At 45.9% G+C, this 15,784-nt stretch carries 11 protein-coding genes; 4 read left to right on the plus strand and 7 right to left on the minus strand.

All coding sequences use genetic code 11. The features are described 5' to 3' along the window. Positions 1-266: 266 nt before the first annotated feature. The 3 genes from AB4407_RS10420 to argC all read right to left on the minus strand — a co-directional run bounded on the left by AB4407_RS10420 (position 267) and on the right by argC (position 3,397). Positions 267-1,478 (minus strand): argininosuccinate synthase, encoded by a 1,212-nt coding sequence (locus AB4407_RS10420; RefSeq protein WP_372120496.1) that lies wholly within the window; start codon positions 1,476-1,478, stop codon positions 267-269. A 113-nt stretch (positions 1,479-1,591) separates the two neighbouring features. After that, a complete protein-coding gene (gene argB, locus AB4407_RS10425) occupies positions 1,592-2,380 on the minus strand; it encodes an acetylglutamate kinase (RefSeq protein WP_017061138.1) in 789 nt (262 codons plus the stop codon). A 12-nt stretch (positions 2,381-2,392) separates the two neighbouring features. Further along, positions 2,393-3,397 (minus strand): N-acetyl-gamma-glutamyl-phosphate reductase, encoded by a 1,005-nt coding sequence (argC, locus tag AB4407_RS10430; RefSeq protein ID WP_102433309.1) that lies wholly within the window; start codon positions 3,395-3,397, stop codon positions 2,393-2,395. A gap of 154 nt (positions 3,398-3,551) precedes the next feature. Between argC and argE the strand changes: the two genes are divergently transcribed. The 3 genes from argE (at position 3,552) to AB4407_RS10445 (ending at position 8,464) form a co-directional block, all read left to right on the plus strand. Beyond that, on the plus strand, positions 3,552-4,688 hold the full coding sequence (gene argE, locus AB4407_RS10435) for an acetylornithine deacetylase (protein WP_372120497.1): 1,137 nt from the start codon (positions 3,552-3,554) through the stop codon (positions 4,686-4,688). Positions 4,689-4,940: 252 nt separating this feature from the next. Next, complete coding sequence (gene ppc, locus AB4407_RS10440; protein WP_372120498.1) at positions 4,941-7,577, plus strand: phosphoenolpyruvate carboxylase; 2,637 nt, start codon at positions 4,941-4,943, stop codon at positions 7,575-7,577. A 347-nt stretch (positions 7,578-7,924) separates the two neighbouring features. Further along, positions 7,925-8,464, plus strand: coding sequence for a PadR family transcriptional regulator (locus AB4407_RS10445; protein ID WP_372120499.1), 540 nt, complete (start codon positions 7,925-7,927; stop codon positions 8,462-8,464). A gap of 165 nt (positions 8,465-8,629) precedes the next feature. Here the strand turns inward: AB4407_RS10445 and metF are convergent, their stop codons facing one another. From metF to AB4407_RS10460, 3 genes are all read right to left on the minus strand, one after another. Continuing rightward, positions 8,630-9,529, minus strand: coding sequence for a methylenetetrahydrofolate reductase (metF, locus tag AB4407_RS10450; RefSeq protein ID WP_009848888.1), 900 nt, complete (start codon positions 9,527-9,529; stop codon positions 8,630-8,632). A 340-nt stretch (positions 9,530-9,869) separates the two neighbouring features. Then, positions 9,870-12,281: a bifunctional aspartate kinase/homoserine dehydrogenase II gene (locus AB4407_RS10455; RefSeq protein ID WP_372120500.1), complete on the minus strand. Its 2,412-nt coding sequence runs from the start codon at positions 12,279-12,281 to the stop codon at positions 9,870-9,872. A gap of 2 nt (positions 12,282-12,283) precedes the next feature. Further along, positions 12,284-13,465, minus strand: coding sequence for an O-succinylhomoserine (thiol)-lyase (locus AB4407_RS10460; protein WP_132745039.1), 1,182 nt, complete (start codon positions 13,463-13,465; stop codon positions 12,284-12,286). A gap of 208 nt (positions 13,466-13,673) precedes the next feature. Between AB4407_RS10460 and metJ the strand changes: the two genes are divergently transcribed. Beyond that, on the plus strand, positions 13,674-13,994 hold the full coding sequence (metJ, locus tag AB4407_RS10465) for a met regulon transcriptional regulator MetJ (RefSeq protein WP_004729686.1): 321 nt from the start codon (positions 13,674-13,676) through the stop codon (positions 13,992-13,994). 191 nt (positions 13,995-14,185) lie between these two features. On the opposite strand, the gene AB4407_RS10470 is transcribed toward metJ, so the two are convergent. Beyond that, complete coding sequence (locus AB4407_RS10470) at positions 14,186-15,493, minus strand: malic enzyme-like NAD(P)-binding protein (RefSeq protein ID WP_372120501.1); 1,308 nt, start codon at positions 15,491-15,493, stop codon at positions 14,186-14,188. Positions 15,494-15,784 lie beyond the last annotated feature (291 nt).

Below are 15,784 nucleotides of genomic sequence, written 5' to 3' on the forward strand. Positions count from 1 at the left end.
AAACTTACGGCAATTCAAAATAAAAATAAAGTATTAATTCATTATTTTCACATATTTATTCACCAGTAATTTAATCCATTATTTATTTTCAGAGTGATTCGCGAATTATATGCCATTCAATGATAAAAACCGAAGCTGATTTATTAGACTAATAGATAGAAAAAAGCCCATTCACTAATCAATAGTGGATGGGCTTTGCATAATAATGTCTACTTGCTAGCCTTTCGTTATTCGTAAAGGGCTAGCTTACTAACTCATGGTTAGGATTACTTTTGACTATTCAGAGCGCGGATACGGCTTGATAGCGAGTAAAGACGGATAAAGCCTTCAGCGTGGCTTTGGTCGTAAACTTCATCTTCCCCAAAGGTTGCAAACTCTTCTGAGTACAGGCTGTTGTCAGAACGCTTCTGAGTCACCGTTGCATGGCCTTTGTAAAGCTTGATAACCACTTCACCATTTACGTCTTGTGCTAGTTCATCTGTTGCTGCAAGAATTGACTTACATAGCGGAGTGAACCAACGACCATCGTATACAAGGTGAGAAGCTTTAACACCTAGCTCTTCACGGAATTCGAATGCCGCTTTATCAAGAACCAGCTGCTCTACTGCACGCAGTGCTTCCATCATGATTGTGCCACCCGGAGTTTCGTAACAACCACGAGACTTCATACCAACAAGACGGTTTTCTACGATATCGATACGACCAACACCGTGCTTAGCGCCCTTCTCATTTAGGTAAACCAGTGCGTTGTATGGCGTCATTGTTTCACCATCAACCGCAACCACTTCGCCTTTTTCAACTTTAAGCGTCACTGTTTCAGATTCGTTTGGCGCTTGCTCTGGGTCTACAGTCCAAGCCCAGCAATCTTCGTTTGGCGCATTCCATGTATCTTCTAGAACGCCACCTTCTGTAGAGATGTGCCATGCGTTTGCATCACGCGAGTAAATCTTAGTAAGAGAAGCAGTACAAGGAATGTTACGTTCAGCTAGGTAATCCAGACACTCTTCACGGCTCACTAGATCCCATTCACGCCAAGGCGCAATTACGTGTAAGTCTGGTGCGAGGGCAGCAAATGCGCCTTCAAAACGAACTTGGTCGTTCCCCTTACCTGTACAGCCGTGACACAGTGCGTCTGCACCGACTTTACGTGCAACCTCAACCTGAGCTTTCGCGATAATTGGACGAGCCATTGAAGTGCCTAGTAGGTATTTACCTTCGTAGTAAGCACCCGTTTTTAGCGTTGGGTAGATGTAATCTGCCACCATCTCTTCTTTAAGGTCAGCGATGTAACACTCAGATGCACCAGAAGCTTTTGCTTTCTCTTCGATACCAATCAACTCTTCGTCGCCTTGACCAACATCCGCAACAAACGCAACCACTTCACAGTCATAGTTCTCTTTCAACCATGGAATGATTACTGATGTGTCTAGACCGCCAGAGTAGGCTACTACAACTTTCTTTACGTTAACTTTGCTCATTTTCTTTCTCCTAGTTTCCATACTGCACATGGCGGTCAGCGTTGGAAATGACTTCATAATTATATGTTTATTTAATTTGTCTAAATTCTTTAAGTAGTGACTCGTTGTAAGACCTACTGAGGTAAAAACTGTGTTCCTATGCTTTTACCTGAAAACAGTTGTGTTAGCTTTTCTGGGTATCGCCAAGTGGCAACTTCGATTGGTCGTCCAAGGTCGTTAGCGGCTTCTAGTGCAGCTTGAACCTTAACGATCATGCCGTCAGTAATCACTTTGCCTGTAATAAGGTCATCAGCTTGCTGTTGATTAAGGCTTGGAATGAGGTGGCCTTTGCCATCCAACACACCACTTACATCAGAAAGCAGTACCAGTTCAGCATCAAGCGCGCCGGCAACGGCTACCGCAGCTTGGTCAGCATTCACATTCATCAGTTGACCTTGTTCAGTTAAGCCAATTGAGCTAATGATTGGCAGTGCGCCAGCATTAAGAATCGCTTGCAAGACGGTTGAGTCTCCCGGCTCCGCTTTCCCTACCGCACCCAGTTCAGGGTTCAGTTCGCTCACTTTGCATAAACCACCATCCGCTAGGCTCAAACCAACGGCATTGATACCGTCTTTAATCGCCTGACCTTGAAGTAATTTATTCGCCGTACCCGCTAGTGCACCGGCAATAACTGGAATCTGATCATAAGGAGTAACACGTAGTCCTTCTTTCTTAACGGTTTCGAGGTTCAACTTATTCATCAAATCATCAACAAGGTAACCACCACCGTGAACAATTACGATTGGTCGTTGTGCTTGTTGTTGGTAAGCAGAGATAGCACCAAATAACTTGCTAAGTGTTTCACCACAAGATAGCGCAGCGCCACCTAACTTTATGATTAATGGTTGATTATTAAGGCTCATATCTAGATTCCCTTACACTAACGCAGTTAATGGCGCAAAACCATAACGTAAATTTAAACACTGCATCGCTTGGCTAGATGCACCCTTTAACAAGTTATCAATCGCTGAAACAACGATGATGTGTTGACCTTGAACCTTCCAACCTAAATCGCAGAAAGGTGTCTGTTCTACGTCTTGAATTCTTGGCAATGTCTCTTCGAGTAATCTCACCGCAGGTTTACCTTGGTAAGCTTGCTCAAAGGCATCTTGTATCTGTTGTTCTGTCACGCCTTCAGCCAATTTCATGGTGATGGTCGCTAAAATACCGCGCTTAAAGTTGCCGAGGTGCGGAGTAAAAATCACATCACATCCTAAATGTGCAGCCATTTCAGGTTGATGACGGTGATTGAATACGCCGTAAGCTTGCAGACTCACTTCGCAGAAGCTATTAACCATAGTTGCCTTACGACCCGCTCCTGTAACACCACTCGTTGCGTTAATCACCGGCCATTGGTTTTCGTCCAGCAACTTCGCTTCAACCAAAGGCTTAATTGCCAATTGTGATGCAGTTGGATAACAACCCGCGACCGCGACAAGTTGAGCTTCTTTAATCGCTTGCTCATTCCATTCCGCTAAACCGTAAGCGGCTTTATCTAGCCATTGCTCGTGTTGGTGTTCAAAACCGTAGAACTCTTGGTAGAAGTTCTCGCCTTTCACTCTGAAGGCACCCGATAGGTCGAAGACTTGGCAATCGTTCTCTAGAAAAATGGGCGCTAGGTCGTGACTGACTTCGTGTGCGGTAGCTAAGAAAATCACATCAGACTGCTTTGCTACTTCTTCTGGATTCGTTAATGGCTGTACTGGCATATCAATCAAGCCAGCTAACTTACCGTGCAGTGCCGCAATAGGTTTACCTGCGTCTACACTATTGGCTGAGACATATAAACCTGATAGCGTGAGCTCAGGGTGTCTGTTTATCATTAGAGCCAGTTCTGCTCCTGTGTAGCCGCTTGCGCCAATGATCGTGGTTTTCAACATCTCAACACATCCATTCCTGAGGTAAGTTACATTTCAAAATTTGACTATTCATACTTAATTTTTGGCTTTATTTGATTTCTTATGCATTAAATATGATTTAATATGTGTTTTACCGACTTATAGTTTTCCTGTCAATAGTAGAAGTGAAGATATTATGCAATTACCGAGTTTTCTTGAGGTCTACAAAGGCCTAATTTCCACCGACTCCATTAGCTCAACCGATCCAAGCTGGGATCATGGCAACGAGAAAGTGATCGAAAAAATGGCTCAATGGTTTAAAGACGTAGGTTTTAGCGTTGAGGTCGTGGAAGTCGAACCTGGCAAGCATAATATGGTCGCAAAGATAGGTTCTGGCGAAGGTGGCTTGTTATTAGCGGGACACAGCGACACCGTGCCATTCGATGAAGGACGTTGGAACTTCGACCCTCACGCATTGACAGAACACAACAACCGCTTCTACGGATTAGGCACCGCCGATATGAAAGGCTTTTTTGCCTTCGTTTATGAAGCTGCGAAGAAAATGGATTGGAGCAAGCAAACCAAGCCGCTTTATGTTTTAGCTACGTGTGACGAAGAAACCACTATGCTAGGTGCACGTCATTTCACTGAAAATGCGCCGTTTAAACCGGACTACTGCATTATTGGTGAGCCTACCAGCCTTGTGCCTATTCGTGGTCATAAAGGACACGTTGCCAATGCAGTGCGAGTAACCGGTAAATCAGGTCACTCTTCAGATCCAGCTTTAGGCGTCAACGCCATCGAGATCATGCATGAAGTGTTGTTTGCTTTAATGCAGCTGCGTGACAAATTAGTCAAAGAGTACCATCACCCGGGTTTTGCGATTCCAAGCCCTACTCTAAACCTTGGTCATATCCACGGTGGCGACAGCGCTAACCGAATCTGTGGCTGTTGTGAACTACACTACGACGTTCGTCCTTTACCAGGCATCAGCTTAGATGGTTTGGATAACATGCTGCGCAGCGCGCTCAAGGAAGTAGAAGCAAAATGGCCGGACAGGATTGAGATAACTCCCCTGCATGAGCCGATTCCGGGTTACGAGTGTCAGCACGATCATCCATTTATCGGTGGCATGGAATCAGTGTGTGAAACTGAATCTCAAACTGTGAACTACTGCACTGAAGCACCTTTCCTTCAAGAATTATGTCCAACACTGGTATTAGGTCCAGGCTCAATTGACCAAGCTCACCAACCGGATGAGTTCTTAAGCTTCGATTTTATTGACCCAACAATTGATGTTCTGAGTAAATCTATCCGCAAATATTGTTTCTAGTTATTACTTTTCAATCCGAACATTCACATAAAAGCCACCCTAAAAAGTGGCTTTTATTCTGCCATCTCTGATATAGCCGCAATCTTGTAATTAAATTTCACTTTTTCCCTAAGTTTTTAAAAATTTACTTCTCCCGCATTTTTAAACCTAATAATTGCAAACTTAGAATGCTTTATTTGACTAGATACAGCACTTTTCGCTAGATTGTGTACTTAACAAGGAACAATGGATGTAATTTTTTTACGAGGCAGGATGACAATGAACGAGAAATACGCCGCTCTCAAGAGTAACGTAAGCATGCTGGGACGCTTGCTAGGTAACACAATCCAAGATGCACATGGTGACGTTATCTTAGAGAAAGTGGAGACTATCCGTAAACTTTCCAAATCCGCCCGCGCAGGCAACAAAGCTGACCGTGACAGCCTAGTTGAAGAGATCAAAAACCTGCCGAACGAACAACTCACTCCTGTTGCTCGTGCATTTAACCAATTTCTCAACCTCACCAACATGGCAGAGCAATACCATACGATCTCTCGCCACTGTGAGGAGCATGTTTGTGAACCAGATGTGCTGCAATCTCTATTTTCCAAATTAAATCAGAATGACATCAGCAAGCTAGACGCGGCTCAAGCCGTTCGCGACCTGAACATCGAACTCGTTTTGACTGCACACCCAACAGAAATCACTCGTCGCACCATGATCAACAAGTTGGTGAAGATCAACGAGTGTCTGTCTAAATTAGAATTAAGCGACCTATCACACAAAGAGCGCGTGAAAACCGAACGCCGCCTAGAGCAACTGATCGCTCAAGGTTGGCACTCGGATGTGATTCGTCAGCAGCGCCCAACGCCACTTGATGAAGCTAAGTGGGGCTTTGCGGTTGTAGAAAACTCTCTATGGGAAGCCGTTCCTGATTTCCTACGTGAAATGGATGGCCGACTAAAAGGCTACCTTGGTGAAGGCCTGCCGATTGATGCACGCCCAGTACACTTCTCATCATGGATGGGCGGTGACCGCGATGGTAACCCATTCGTAACGCACACCATCACTAAGGAAGTTCTGCGCCTGTCTCGCTGGAAAGCCGCAGACCTTTACCTAGGTGACGTGAACGAGCTGATTACCGAACTGTCGATGACCAAATGTAATGACGCCGTTCGTGAATTGGCTGGCGATGAGCACGAAGCTTACCGTGCAATCCTGAAGAGCCTACGTACTCTGCTCAACAACACGCTAGAAGTGCTTGATGCAAAACTGCACGACGCAGAAGTACCGAAGAAAGAAACACTACAGAACATAGACCAACTTTGGACACCGCTTTACGCGTGTTACCAATCGCTGCACGAATGTGGCATGGGCGTAATCGCGGACGGTTCTCTACTTGATACCCTGCGCCGCCTGAAAGCATTCGGTGTGCATTTAGTTCGTCTCGATGTTCGTCAAGAAAGCACACGTCACTCAGATGTGCTGTCTGAATTGACTCGCTACCTGGGCATTGGTGACTACGACCAGTGGAGCGAGCAAGACAAAGTCGCTTTCTTAACTAATGAATTAAGCTCAAAACGCCCACTACTACCACGCGATTGGGAGCCATCTGAACAGGTCAAAGAGGTTTTAGACACCTGTAAGGTGGTTGCTGCTCAACCTCGTGAAGCCTTTGGTGCTTACGTGATCTCTATGGCTCGTACTGCCTCGGATGTATTGGCTGTACATTTGCTTCTACAAGAATGTGGTTGCCCGTACCGCATGGACGTATGTCCACTGTTCGAAACGCTAGACGACTTGAATAACTCAGAAGCGGTAATGAAACAGCTAATGAGCATCGACTTATACCGTGGTTTTATCCAGAACCACCAAATGGTGATGATTGGGTATTCTGACTCAGCAAAAGACGCTGGCGTAATGTCTGCTGGTTGGGCTCAGTATGATGCGATGGACAAGCTGGTTAAGGCTTGCGAAGAAGAAGGTATTGAACTGACTCTATTCCACGGCCGTGGCGGTACAGTTGGTCGTGGTGGTGCTCCAGCGCACGCCGCTCTTCTTTCTCAACCACCTAAGAGCTTGAAAGGCGGTTTACGTGTAACTGAGCAAGGCGAAATGATCCGCTTTAAACTTGGCTTGCCTGATGTTGCCGTAAACAGCTTCAACCTATACGCAAGTGCGATTCTAGAAGCGAACCTTCTGCCGCCACCGGAACCAAAACAAGAATGGCGCGACCTAATGGAAGTGCTGTCTCAAGTCTCTTGTGAGGCCTACCGTAACGTGGTTCGTGGTGAAGAGAAGTTTGTTCCTTACTTCCGCCAAGCGACGCCTGAGCTAGAGTTAGGCAAGTTACCTCTTGGTTCTCGTCCTGCGAAACGTAACCCGAACGGCGGCGTAGAAAGCCTACGTGCGATCCCATGGATCTTCTCATGGAGCCAAAACCGTTTGGTACTGCCTGCATGGTTAGGCGCTGGTGAAGCGATTCAATACTCTGTCGATCAAGGCCATCAAGCGCTACTTGAAGAGATGTGTCGTGAATGGCCATTCTTCTCGACTCGTCTAGGTATGCTGGAAATGGTGTACTCGAAGTGCAACATGGAAATCGCTAAGTACTACGACCAGCGACTTGTTGACGAAGAGCTATTACCTCTGGGTGAGTTACTGCGTGAACAGCTGCAAAAAGACATCAAAGCGGTGCTGAATGTAGAAAATAACGAGAACTTGATGCAAAGCGACCCTTGGGGACTTGAGTCAATTCGTCTACGTAACATCTATGTTGAGCCACTAAATATGCTTCAAGCGGAACTGCTTTACCGTACTCGTAAGTGTGAAACACCACCAGCAGAGCTAGAAGAAGCGCTAATGGTGACGATTGCAGGTATTGCAGCAGGTATGCGAAACACTGGTTAATTAGTGATTCCATCTACAAAAGAAACAAAAGGTCGCCATTGGCGGCCTTTTTATTTTGCTAAACGACCACTAGTGAGTATTTTGTCAGTTTTTTGGGTTATTTTGCCCATGTATTCTACTTTATGCTTATTATTTAGATATACTACTGCTCCGCTGCAGAAACACTCCAAAATAATAATCTGCGGCACTCGACCAATAAACTGGTCAACCTAGGTGATAAACGGCTTTGTAAGGTGACATAACCAACGATTGAGTTGGTGCTACTTGAACATAACCAATATAACGTGCCATAGAAGCACACTTGTTGTTCAAGTATTTGTTTACTGTTTACCATTTGGATTTCAGACATGTCATTACCACACGTAATTTTAACCGTTTTAAGTACACGCGATGCTACTGGTTACGATATCACAAAAGAATTCTCCGCAAGCATTGGTTACTTCTGGAAAGCTAGCCACCAACAAGTTTACCGCGAGCTAAATAAAATGGCTCAGAACGACCAGGTAACTTGCGTACTTGAGCCTCAAGAAGGCAAACCTGATCGTAAAGTTTACTCTATCACCGATGCTGGCCGTGGCGCGCTAGGTGAATGGTTTGAACAACCAACTGCACACCCAACCGTTCGTGACGAGTTCTCAGCTAAGCTAATGGCTTGTGCTGTACAACCTTCTGACGCTTACCGTGTACAACTTGCTGAGCTAGTAGAAGAGTCTCGCAAACTGGTTTCTCACTACCGTGAAATCGAAGCGGCTTACTACGCAACGCCATCAACTCTAGACAAGCAAGCACGCCTTGAGCGTCTTACTCTTCGTCGTAACCTACTGATCCGTGAAGCATGGATTGTATGGGCTGACGAAGTACTGCTTGAACTTGGCGCTCTTGCTTAAGTTAAGTTAGAAGCTAGAAGCTAGAAGCTAGAAGCTAGAAGCTAGAAGCTAGAAAAGCAAAAGGCTTGAACTCTTAGAGTCCAAGCCTTTTTTGTATCTATAGGATTTGAAATGTTACTACCAGAAGCTTTTACAAGCGCTTGGGCTTTAGTTCTTAGACTTTGCCTAAAGCGCAGCGACTTGTGGACGAACACCTAATGTGTGGCAAAGTGCGTAAGTCATTTCTGCACGGTTTAGCGTGTAGAAGTGGAAGTCTTTCACACCTTCACGGCTCAGTGTACGAACCATATCAATTGCTTGGCTAGCACCAACAAGCTGACGAGTCGTTGGATCATCATCCAAACCTTCAAACTGCTTCGCCATCCACCCCGGTACTTTCACGTTGTTCATCGCAGCAAAGCGAGATGCTTGCTTGAAGTTAGACACTGGCAGGATGCCCGGTACAATCTCTACGTCAACGCCAGCCGCCACACAACGGTCACGAAAACGTAAGTAGCTTTCGACATCGAAGAAGAACTGAGTGATAGCACGGTTAGCACCCGCATCGACTTTACGCTTAAGGTTAATAAGATCCGATTGAGCGCTTTTTGCTTCAGGGTGAACCTCAGGGAATGCCGCTACTGAGATATCAAAATCGTGGCGAGATTTAAGTAGCTCAACTAGGTCAGATGCGTACATATCTGGCGCGCCGCCGCCTGCTGGAATATCACCACGCAACGCAACAATACTCTCGATACCATTCGCCCAGTAATCGTCGGCAATTTGAATCAGCTCTTCGCGGCTAGCATCAATACACGTTAGGTGTGGCGCTGCTACTAGACCTGTTTGGTTTTTGATTTCTTTAATGATTGAGTGGGTACGATCACGTTCACCCGAGTTTGCACCATAGGTTACTGATACAAATTTTGGTTGAAGTGTTTTAAGACGGTGAACAGAATTCCACAGGGTCTCTTCCATCTTCTCACTGCTTGGTGGGAAAAATTCAAATGACACATTGATGTTGTCAGAAAGCTCAGCGATATTCTGATTTAAAGCGTCGATATGACTAGCGTGTGTGTATCCCATCTTACTCTCCCTGTGGCAAAAGCAACCACTCAATAATCTCAAATCCCTAGCGACGTTTAGACGTCTATATGTCTCCAGAATGAATTGAATACGATTTAATGTCAACAGATCCATTATGAATTTTTTTCAACCAGATAGTGAGAAAAGCTCAAGCCGATAGGTGGGTCGCAAAGAAAAAATAATGTAGAAAAAAGGCTGAAAAACACATCGTGCTTTCAGCCTTATTTATCTTAGTGGATAGTATGCTATTTACGCATTTAAACAATTATTCTGAGTATTAAAGCAATTGATCTGACTATTAAACCAATCGCTCTAAGTATTAAACCAACCACTCTAAGTATTAAAACAGGCTAGACATTCTGTTTAAATCAGACTGAATTGCACCAGCTGTCACTTCACGACCAGCACCTGGGCCACGAATAACCAATGGATTATCTTTGTACCATTTGCTCTCAATCGCAAAGATGTTGTCGCAAGGCAGTAAGTTCGCCAGAGCGTGTTCTTTAGATAGCGCTTCAACGCCTACGGTAGCTTTACCATTCTTCTCTAAACGCGCTACGTAACGCAGAACCTTCTGCTGAGAATGTGCTTTTTCTAAACGCTCAGCCAACTCTTCACTCAGCACAGAAGCCTTATCGAAGAAGTCATCCACTGATAGGTCTTGCAACTCTGCAGGTACCAGTGACTCTACTTTGACGTTTTCAGGCTCGATATCTAAGCCCGATTCACGCGCCAGAATCACCAGCTTACGCATTACGTCTGAACCATCGAGGTCAGCACGAGGGTCTGGTTCCGTCAGGCCTTGTTGCCACGCTAAATCAACCAACTCGCTGAATGGCACGGTGCCATCAAACTGTTGGAACAACCAAGATAATGTGCCCGAAAAGATACCAGACAATGCAATGATGTCATCGCCACTTTCACGCAGGTCACGTACCGTGTGGTTAATCGGCAAACCTGCACCAACGGTCGCGTTGTACAACCAATGACGGCTGATCTTTGCGAAAGCATCTTGCACTTGATGGTAGTACTCGCTTGATGCAGAGCCTGCCACCTTGTTAGCTGAGATAAGGTGGATACCTTGTTGTGCAATTTGCAGGTACTTTGCTGCAAGCACAGGGCTTGCGGTGACATCGAGTACTACCGCTTCATCGTAACCCTGAATAGAACCCAAACGCTCTAACCAGTCGTTACCATTGTTGGCAATCGCTTCGTCGTCAAAGCGCTTACCTACCGAAGTCGCATCAATGCCTTGGTCATCGAACCAATAGGTTTGGCTATCAACAACGGCAACTAATTCAAAGTTCATTCCACGACGCTTTTCAAGTTCCGCTTTTTGCTCAGCAAACAGGCTTAACCAGCTTGAACCAATGTTGCCCTTACCACACAAAGCAATCGCAACACGCTTCTGCGCTTGGAACAGTTGAGAGTGAATGCCTTTCACTAGGCTTGATGTTTCACTCTTACGAATGACTGCCACTAAGCTTAAGCCTGAGTTCGCTTCTGAGATGAACTCAACCGGCGAGCTCTTAAGCTGTTGGTAGAAACCGTAGCAATGGTTCGGGTTCTTAGTCACACCAGCACCCACCGCCGCAATCAGAGAGAAGCCTTCTTTAAGCTTAATTTCCGCTTCAATCGCGTGGTCTTGTAGATATTCTAAAGCGCCACCAGCGATCTCTTCTGTATAAGCAAGGCGCAAACAGTGCTGATCCGGTTCAAGCTCATAAGCAAGAGGCTCAAGTTGAGCGCGCTTAAGCCCTTCAAGCACTTCGCTCTCGAGACGGTCGAAATCATGGCCGTGACCAAAGGTCAGCTGCACGATAAGAACTTCATCCAGAGAGGTAATAATTTTTGCTCCACGACCAGATGCCAGTACTCGCTCTATCTGTGTAGAGCCCGCCTCCGGCTGGTAGCTGCAGCGCAAGCTGAGATCCATAGCACTTTGAGCCACAGGCTGTAGCGTTCGGCTATGGAGCACTGGAGCCGCCAGACGAGCGAGTTCACTCGCTTCATCAAGGCGAAGTAGAGGCAGTAAACACGCATCCGAAACCAGACGCGGGTCAGCGCTGTAAACGCCCGCCACATCACTCCAAATCGTCACGCGTTCAACTTCAGCCAAAGCACCAATCACGGTTGCTGAGTAATCTGAACCATTACGGCCAAGCAATACAGTTTCACCCTCGCAGTTCTGAGCCATAAAGCCCGTAATCACCACGCGGCAATGTGCATGCTGCGCTAAGGCTTCTTTGATCAGAGGATAAGAACGTGCGCGGTCAACTTCAGGTTGAGCACCCACTTCTGCACGTAAAAAGGCACGTGCATCTTGAGCAACTGCTTGTAAGTCATGCTGGCATAACAAAGCAGCGAGTAGACGTGAAGACCAAACCTCACCGTGTCCAAGCACTTTTGCTTTTTGCGCTTCGCTTAGAGGAGCCGTTAGCTCCCCCAAAGCGGTAAATTCTTGTTGAATGGTTGCCGTTAGCTGAGCCGCAGACTCACCTTCAAGCAGCGCTTCAATCAGCTCAAGCTGGAACTGACGAAGGGTTTGTAGACATTCATGCGCAATACGACCATCTTTGTCGAGCGCTTCAACAAACTCAATCAAGCGGTTAGTTGTTTTACCCGCAGCCGATACCACGACCAAGTCAGTAGCTGACGAGTATTCTCTAAGAATATTGACCACGCGTTGGTAACACTCAGGATTCGCTAAACTGCTGCCACCAAATTTATGTAGCTGGCGAAAGGTTGCCATTATTAACCCTCCCCTTCAGCGATAAAGCCTTGTGTCTTTTCAAACGCTTGCTTGAGGTCGTCAATCAAGTCATCAGCATCTTCAAGGCCAACAGAAAGACGCAGTAACTGTTGAGAAACACCCGCCTCTGCCAGTGCTTCTTCGCCCATCGCACGGTGAGTCATCGACGCAGGGTGACAAATCAAGCTTTCCACACCACCCAGTGATTCAGCCAAAGAGAACAGCTCTAATTTATCGACAAAGTACTTAAGCGCTTCGAATGAACCCGCAAACTCAAAGCTCAGCATTGAACCAAAGCCAGACTGCTGTTTCTTCGCAATATCATGACCTGGATGTTCAGGGAGGCTTGGGTGATAAATAGTGCCAACGAGATCTTCCTGCTGCAGAGACGCCAGAATTTCACGTGAGCTTTCTTCGTGAACTCGCATACGCGCACCTAGCGTACGAATACCACGTAGCGTCATGTAGCTATCAAACGGTGTGCCGGTTGCACCAATACAGTTGCCCCACCATGCTAGCTCTTCAGCGTGCTCTTCTGTCTTAGTAACTACAACACCACCAATGACATCTGAGTGTCCGTTAATGTATTTAGTGGTTGAGTGGATAACAAAATCCGCACCCAACTCTAAAGGCTTTTGGAATACAGGCGTCAAAAACGTGTTGTCGACAGCAACCAGAGCACCTACTTCTTTCGCTTTACGGCAAGTTTCTGCAATATCAACCACACGAACTAATGGGTTCGATGGTGTTTCAATTAAGATCAACTTTGGCTTAAGCGCGATCGCCGCATCCAGCGCCGCTTGATCCGATTGATCAACAAACAGAACTTTGAAGTCACCTTTTAGCGAGCGAGTGTTAAACAGACGGTAAGTGCCGCCGTAGCAGTCGTGCGGAGCGATAATAAGATCATCGCCACCTAAGAAAGCAGATACCCATAAGTTAAGTGCCGACGTACCACAGTTAGTGACAACCGCGCCTTTACCAGACTCAAGCTCAAACAGTGCCGTTTCTAATAGACCGCGGTTTGGGTTACCAGAGCGGGTATAATCATACTTTGGCACTTCACCAAAAGCGGGAAACCCATAGTTAGTCGAAAGATAAATAGGAGGGACAACGGCATGGTGTTGCGTGTCTGACTCGATACCAGTACGTACTGCGATGGTTGCTGGCTTCCGGCTGCTCATAGGTGCTTCCTTACAAGTTTTGCGTCTGAGAATCACAGCTGCTTGTCGGTATTTTGCGGCTGTGTTAGATATATGTTGTTCACTTTACTTTCATAAACGTGAGACGTCAACACTTCTAGACGTCCATATGTCTTTGCTTATGGCGGTAAATCCCGCTAAAATCACCACTATTAATTTATTCTAACAACTAAAGTGATGAAGGTACGCAATGGCCGACTGGAATGGTGAATACATAAGCCCATATGCTGAGCATGGAAAGAAAAGCGAACAAGTAAAGAAAATTACAGTTTCTATCCCTTTAAAAGTGCTAAAGGTGCTTACTGACGAGCGTACTCGCCGCCAGATTAACAACCTACGCCATGCAACAAACAGTGAGCTACTGTGCGAAGCCTTTCTACATGCGTACACAGGCCAACCACTACCAACGGATGAAGATCTTCGTAAAGACCGTCCAGATGACATACCGACTGAAGTCAAAAAACTGATGACAGAGATGGGTATCGAGTTCGAAGCGTTTGACGAAGAATAAAAACAACTCAGTCACCGCCTTCATTATTGATTCGCTATAGCTGAACCCTATTTGTCACATCACCCACTACGTTATCTGTAGCTGCGCTGTGAATGATAGACATAAAAAAACCGACTCATAGGAGTCGGTTTTTTATTATTCTTTTTCGCTCAATAGAGCAACAGCTATTAAGCTATTAAGCTATTAAGGCATTAAGCCATATAGTTAGCAGGCATCTCAATTCGAGCAACGCCAGACTCAACAGCCGCTTCAGCAACTGCTTTTGCAACGCGAGGAAGCAGACGCGGGTCCATTGGCTTAGGAATGATGTAACCCTTACCGAACTCCAGTGCAGTCTCACCCGCAGCTGCTAGTACTTCAGCTGGAACTGCTTCTTTTGCTAGTTCACGAATCGCTTTAACCGCCGCTAGCTTCATTTCGTCATTGATTTCGCTCGCACGCACGTCTAGTGCACCACGGAAAATGAATGGGAAACAAAGTACGTTGTTTACTTGGTTAGGGTAATCACTACGGCCAGTACCCATGATTAGGTCAGAACGAACTTCATGTGCAAGCTCAGGCTTGATCTCTGGATCTGGGTTTGAACATGCAAACACAACAGGCTTATCAGCCATCAGCGTAAGTGCCTTAGCTGGTAGCAGATTAGGACCCGATACACCCAAGAACAGGTCAGCGCCTTCGATAACATCTTCAAGCGTGCGCTTGTCGGTGTTATTTGCGAACAGCTCTTTGTATTCATTCAAGTCATCACGACGAGTGTGGATCACACCTTTACGGTCAAGCATGTAGATCTTCTCACGCTGAGCGCCACACTTAATCAGTAGCTCCATACAAGCAACCGCTGCTGCGCCAGCACCTAAACAAACGATCTTACACTCTTCCAGTTTCTTTCCTTGAAGCTCGATCGCGTTAAGCATACCCGCTGCCGTTACAATCGCAGTTCCGTGTTGATCATCATGGAAAACAGGTACATCACAACGCTCAATCAGGCGACGCTCGATTTCAAAACAGTCTGGTGCTTTGATGTCTTCTAGGTTAATACCACCAAATGTATCTGCGATATTCGCAACCGTATCAACGAACTCATCGATTGTGCGGTGTTTTACTTCAATATCGATAGAATCTAAACCAGCAAAACGCTTAAACAGTAGCGCTTTACCTTCCATGACCGGTTTAGAAGCAATAGGACCAAGATTACCTAAGCCAAGAATTGCAGTACCGTTAGAGATAACTGCAACCATGTTGCCTTTACCTGTGTACTTATAAACGTTATCGACATTCTGTGCGATCTCGCGAACAGGCTCAGCTACGCCAGGGCTGTATGCCAGTGCTAGGTCTTCTGCAGAGTTTGCAGGCTTCGTCAGTTCTACGGCAATTTTGCCTGGAATTGGGAACTCATGATAATCAAGAGCTTGCTGACGGAATTGTTCTTGAGGCGATAACGATTTTTCAGATGATAACGCTTGAGGGGATTGATCTTGGCGGCTGTCTTCAGACATAGGTGTAGGTTCCTAGGATATTATTATTTGGGGGATCTTGTTCATGTTAATGGATGTACTTCAAAGTTCCTAGGTGGTTGAAGCATCTGTATCATTAAAAAACGAGATTTCACTACTAATAAGACCAGTGGGCAGTTGAAATTACTGTCGCCTGCTCAACTTTAGAGCGAATTTCGAGGAAGGAGTGTTGGGGTAAGCGATGAAATAAAATTTACGCCAGTAACCTACCACTTTAAATGAGCTAATAATGAAATACGATTCAGTATTTTTTCAAATTTCAGGCAACAAAAA

The sequence above is a fragment of the Vibrio sp. 10N.261.46.E11 genome (genome assembly GCF_041472735.1).
Lineage (GTDB): Bacteria > Pseudomonadota > Gammaproteobacteria > Enterobacterales > Vibrionaceae > Vibrio.

Excerpts from the sequence above, each read along its gene's own strand:
- metF (WP_009848888.1), bottom strand. The coding sequence starts at position 9,529 with ATGGGATACACACACGCTAGTCATATCGACGCTTTAAATCAGAATATC.
- AB4407_RS10455 (WP_372120500.1), bottom strand. The coding sequence starts at position 12,281 with ATGGCAACCTTTCGCCAGCTACATAAATTTGGTGGCAGCAGTTTAGCG.
- argE (WP_372120497.1), top strand. The coding sequence starts at position 3,552 with ATGCAATTACCGAGTTTTCTTGAGGTCTACAAAGGCCTAATTTCCACC.
- argB (WP_017061138.1), bottom strand. The coding sequence starts at position 2,380 with ATGAGCCTTAATAATCAACCATTAATCATAAAGTTAGGTGGCGCTGCG.
- argC (WP_102433309.1), bottom strand. The coding sequence starts at position 3,397 with ATGTTGAAAACCACGATCATTGGCGCAAGCGGCTACACAGGAGCAGAA.
- metJ (WP_004729686.1), top strand. The coding sequence starts at position 13,674 with ATGGCCGACTGGAATGGTGAATACATAAGCCCATATGCTGAGCATGGA.
- AB4407_RS10445 (WP_372120499.1), top strand. The coding sequence starts at position 7,925 with ATGTCATTACCACACGTAATTTTAACCGTTTTAAGTACACGCGATGCT.
- ppc (WP_372120498.1), top strand. The coding sequence starts at position 4,941 with ATGACAATGAACGAGAAATACGCCGCTCTCAAGAGTAACGTAAGCATG.
- AB4407_RS10470 (WP_372120501.1), bottom strand. The coding sequence starts at position 15,493 with ATGTCTGAAGACAGCCGCCAAGATCAATCCCCTCAAGCGTTATCATCT.
- AB4407_RS10460 (WP_132745039.1), bottom strand. The coding sequence starts at position 13,465 with ATGAGCAGCCGGAAGCCAGCAACCATCGCAGTACGTACTGGTATCGAG.
- AB4407_RS10420 (WP_372120496.1), bottom strand. The coding sequence starts at position 1,478 with ATGAGCAAAGTTAACGTAAAGAAAGTTGTAGTAGCCTACTCTGGCGGT.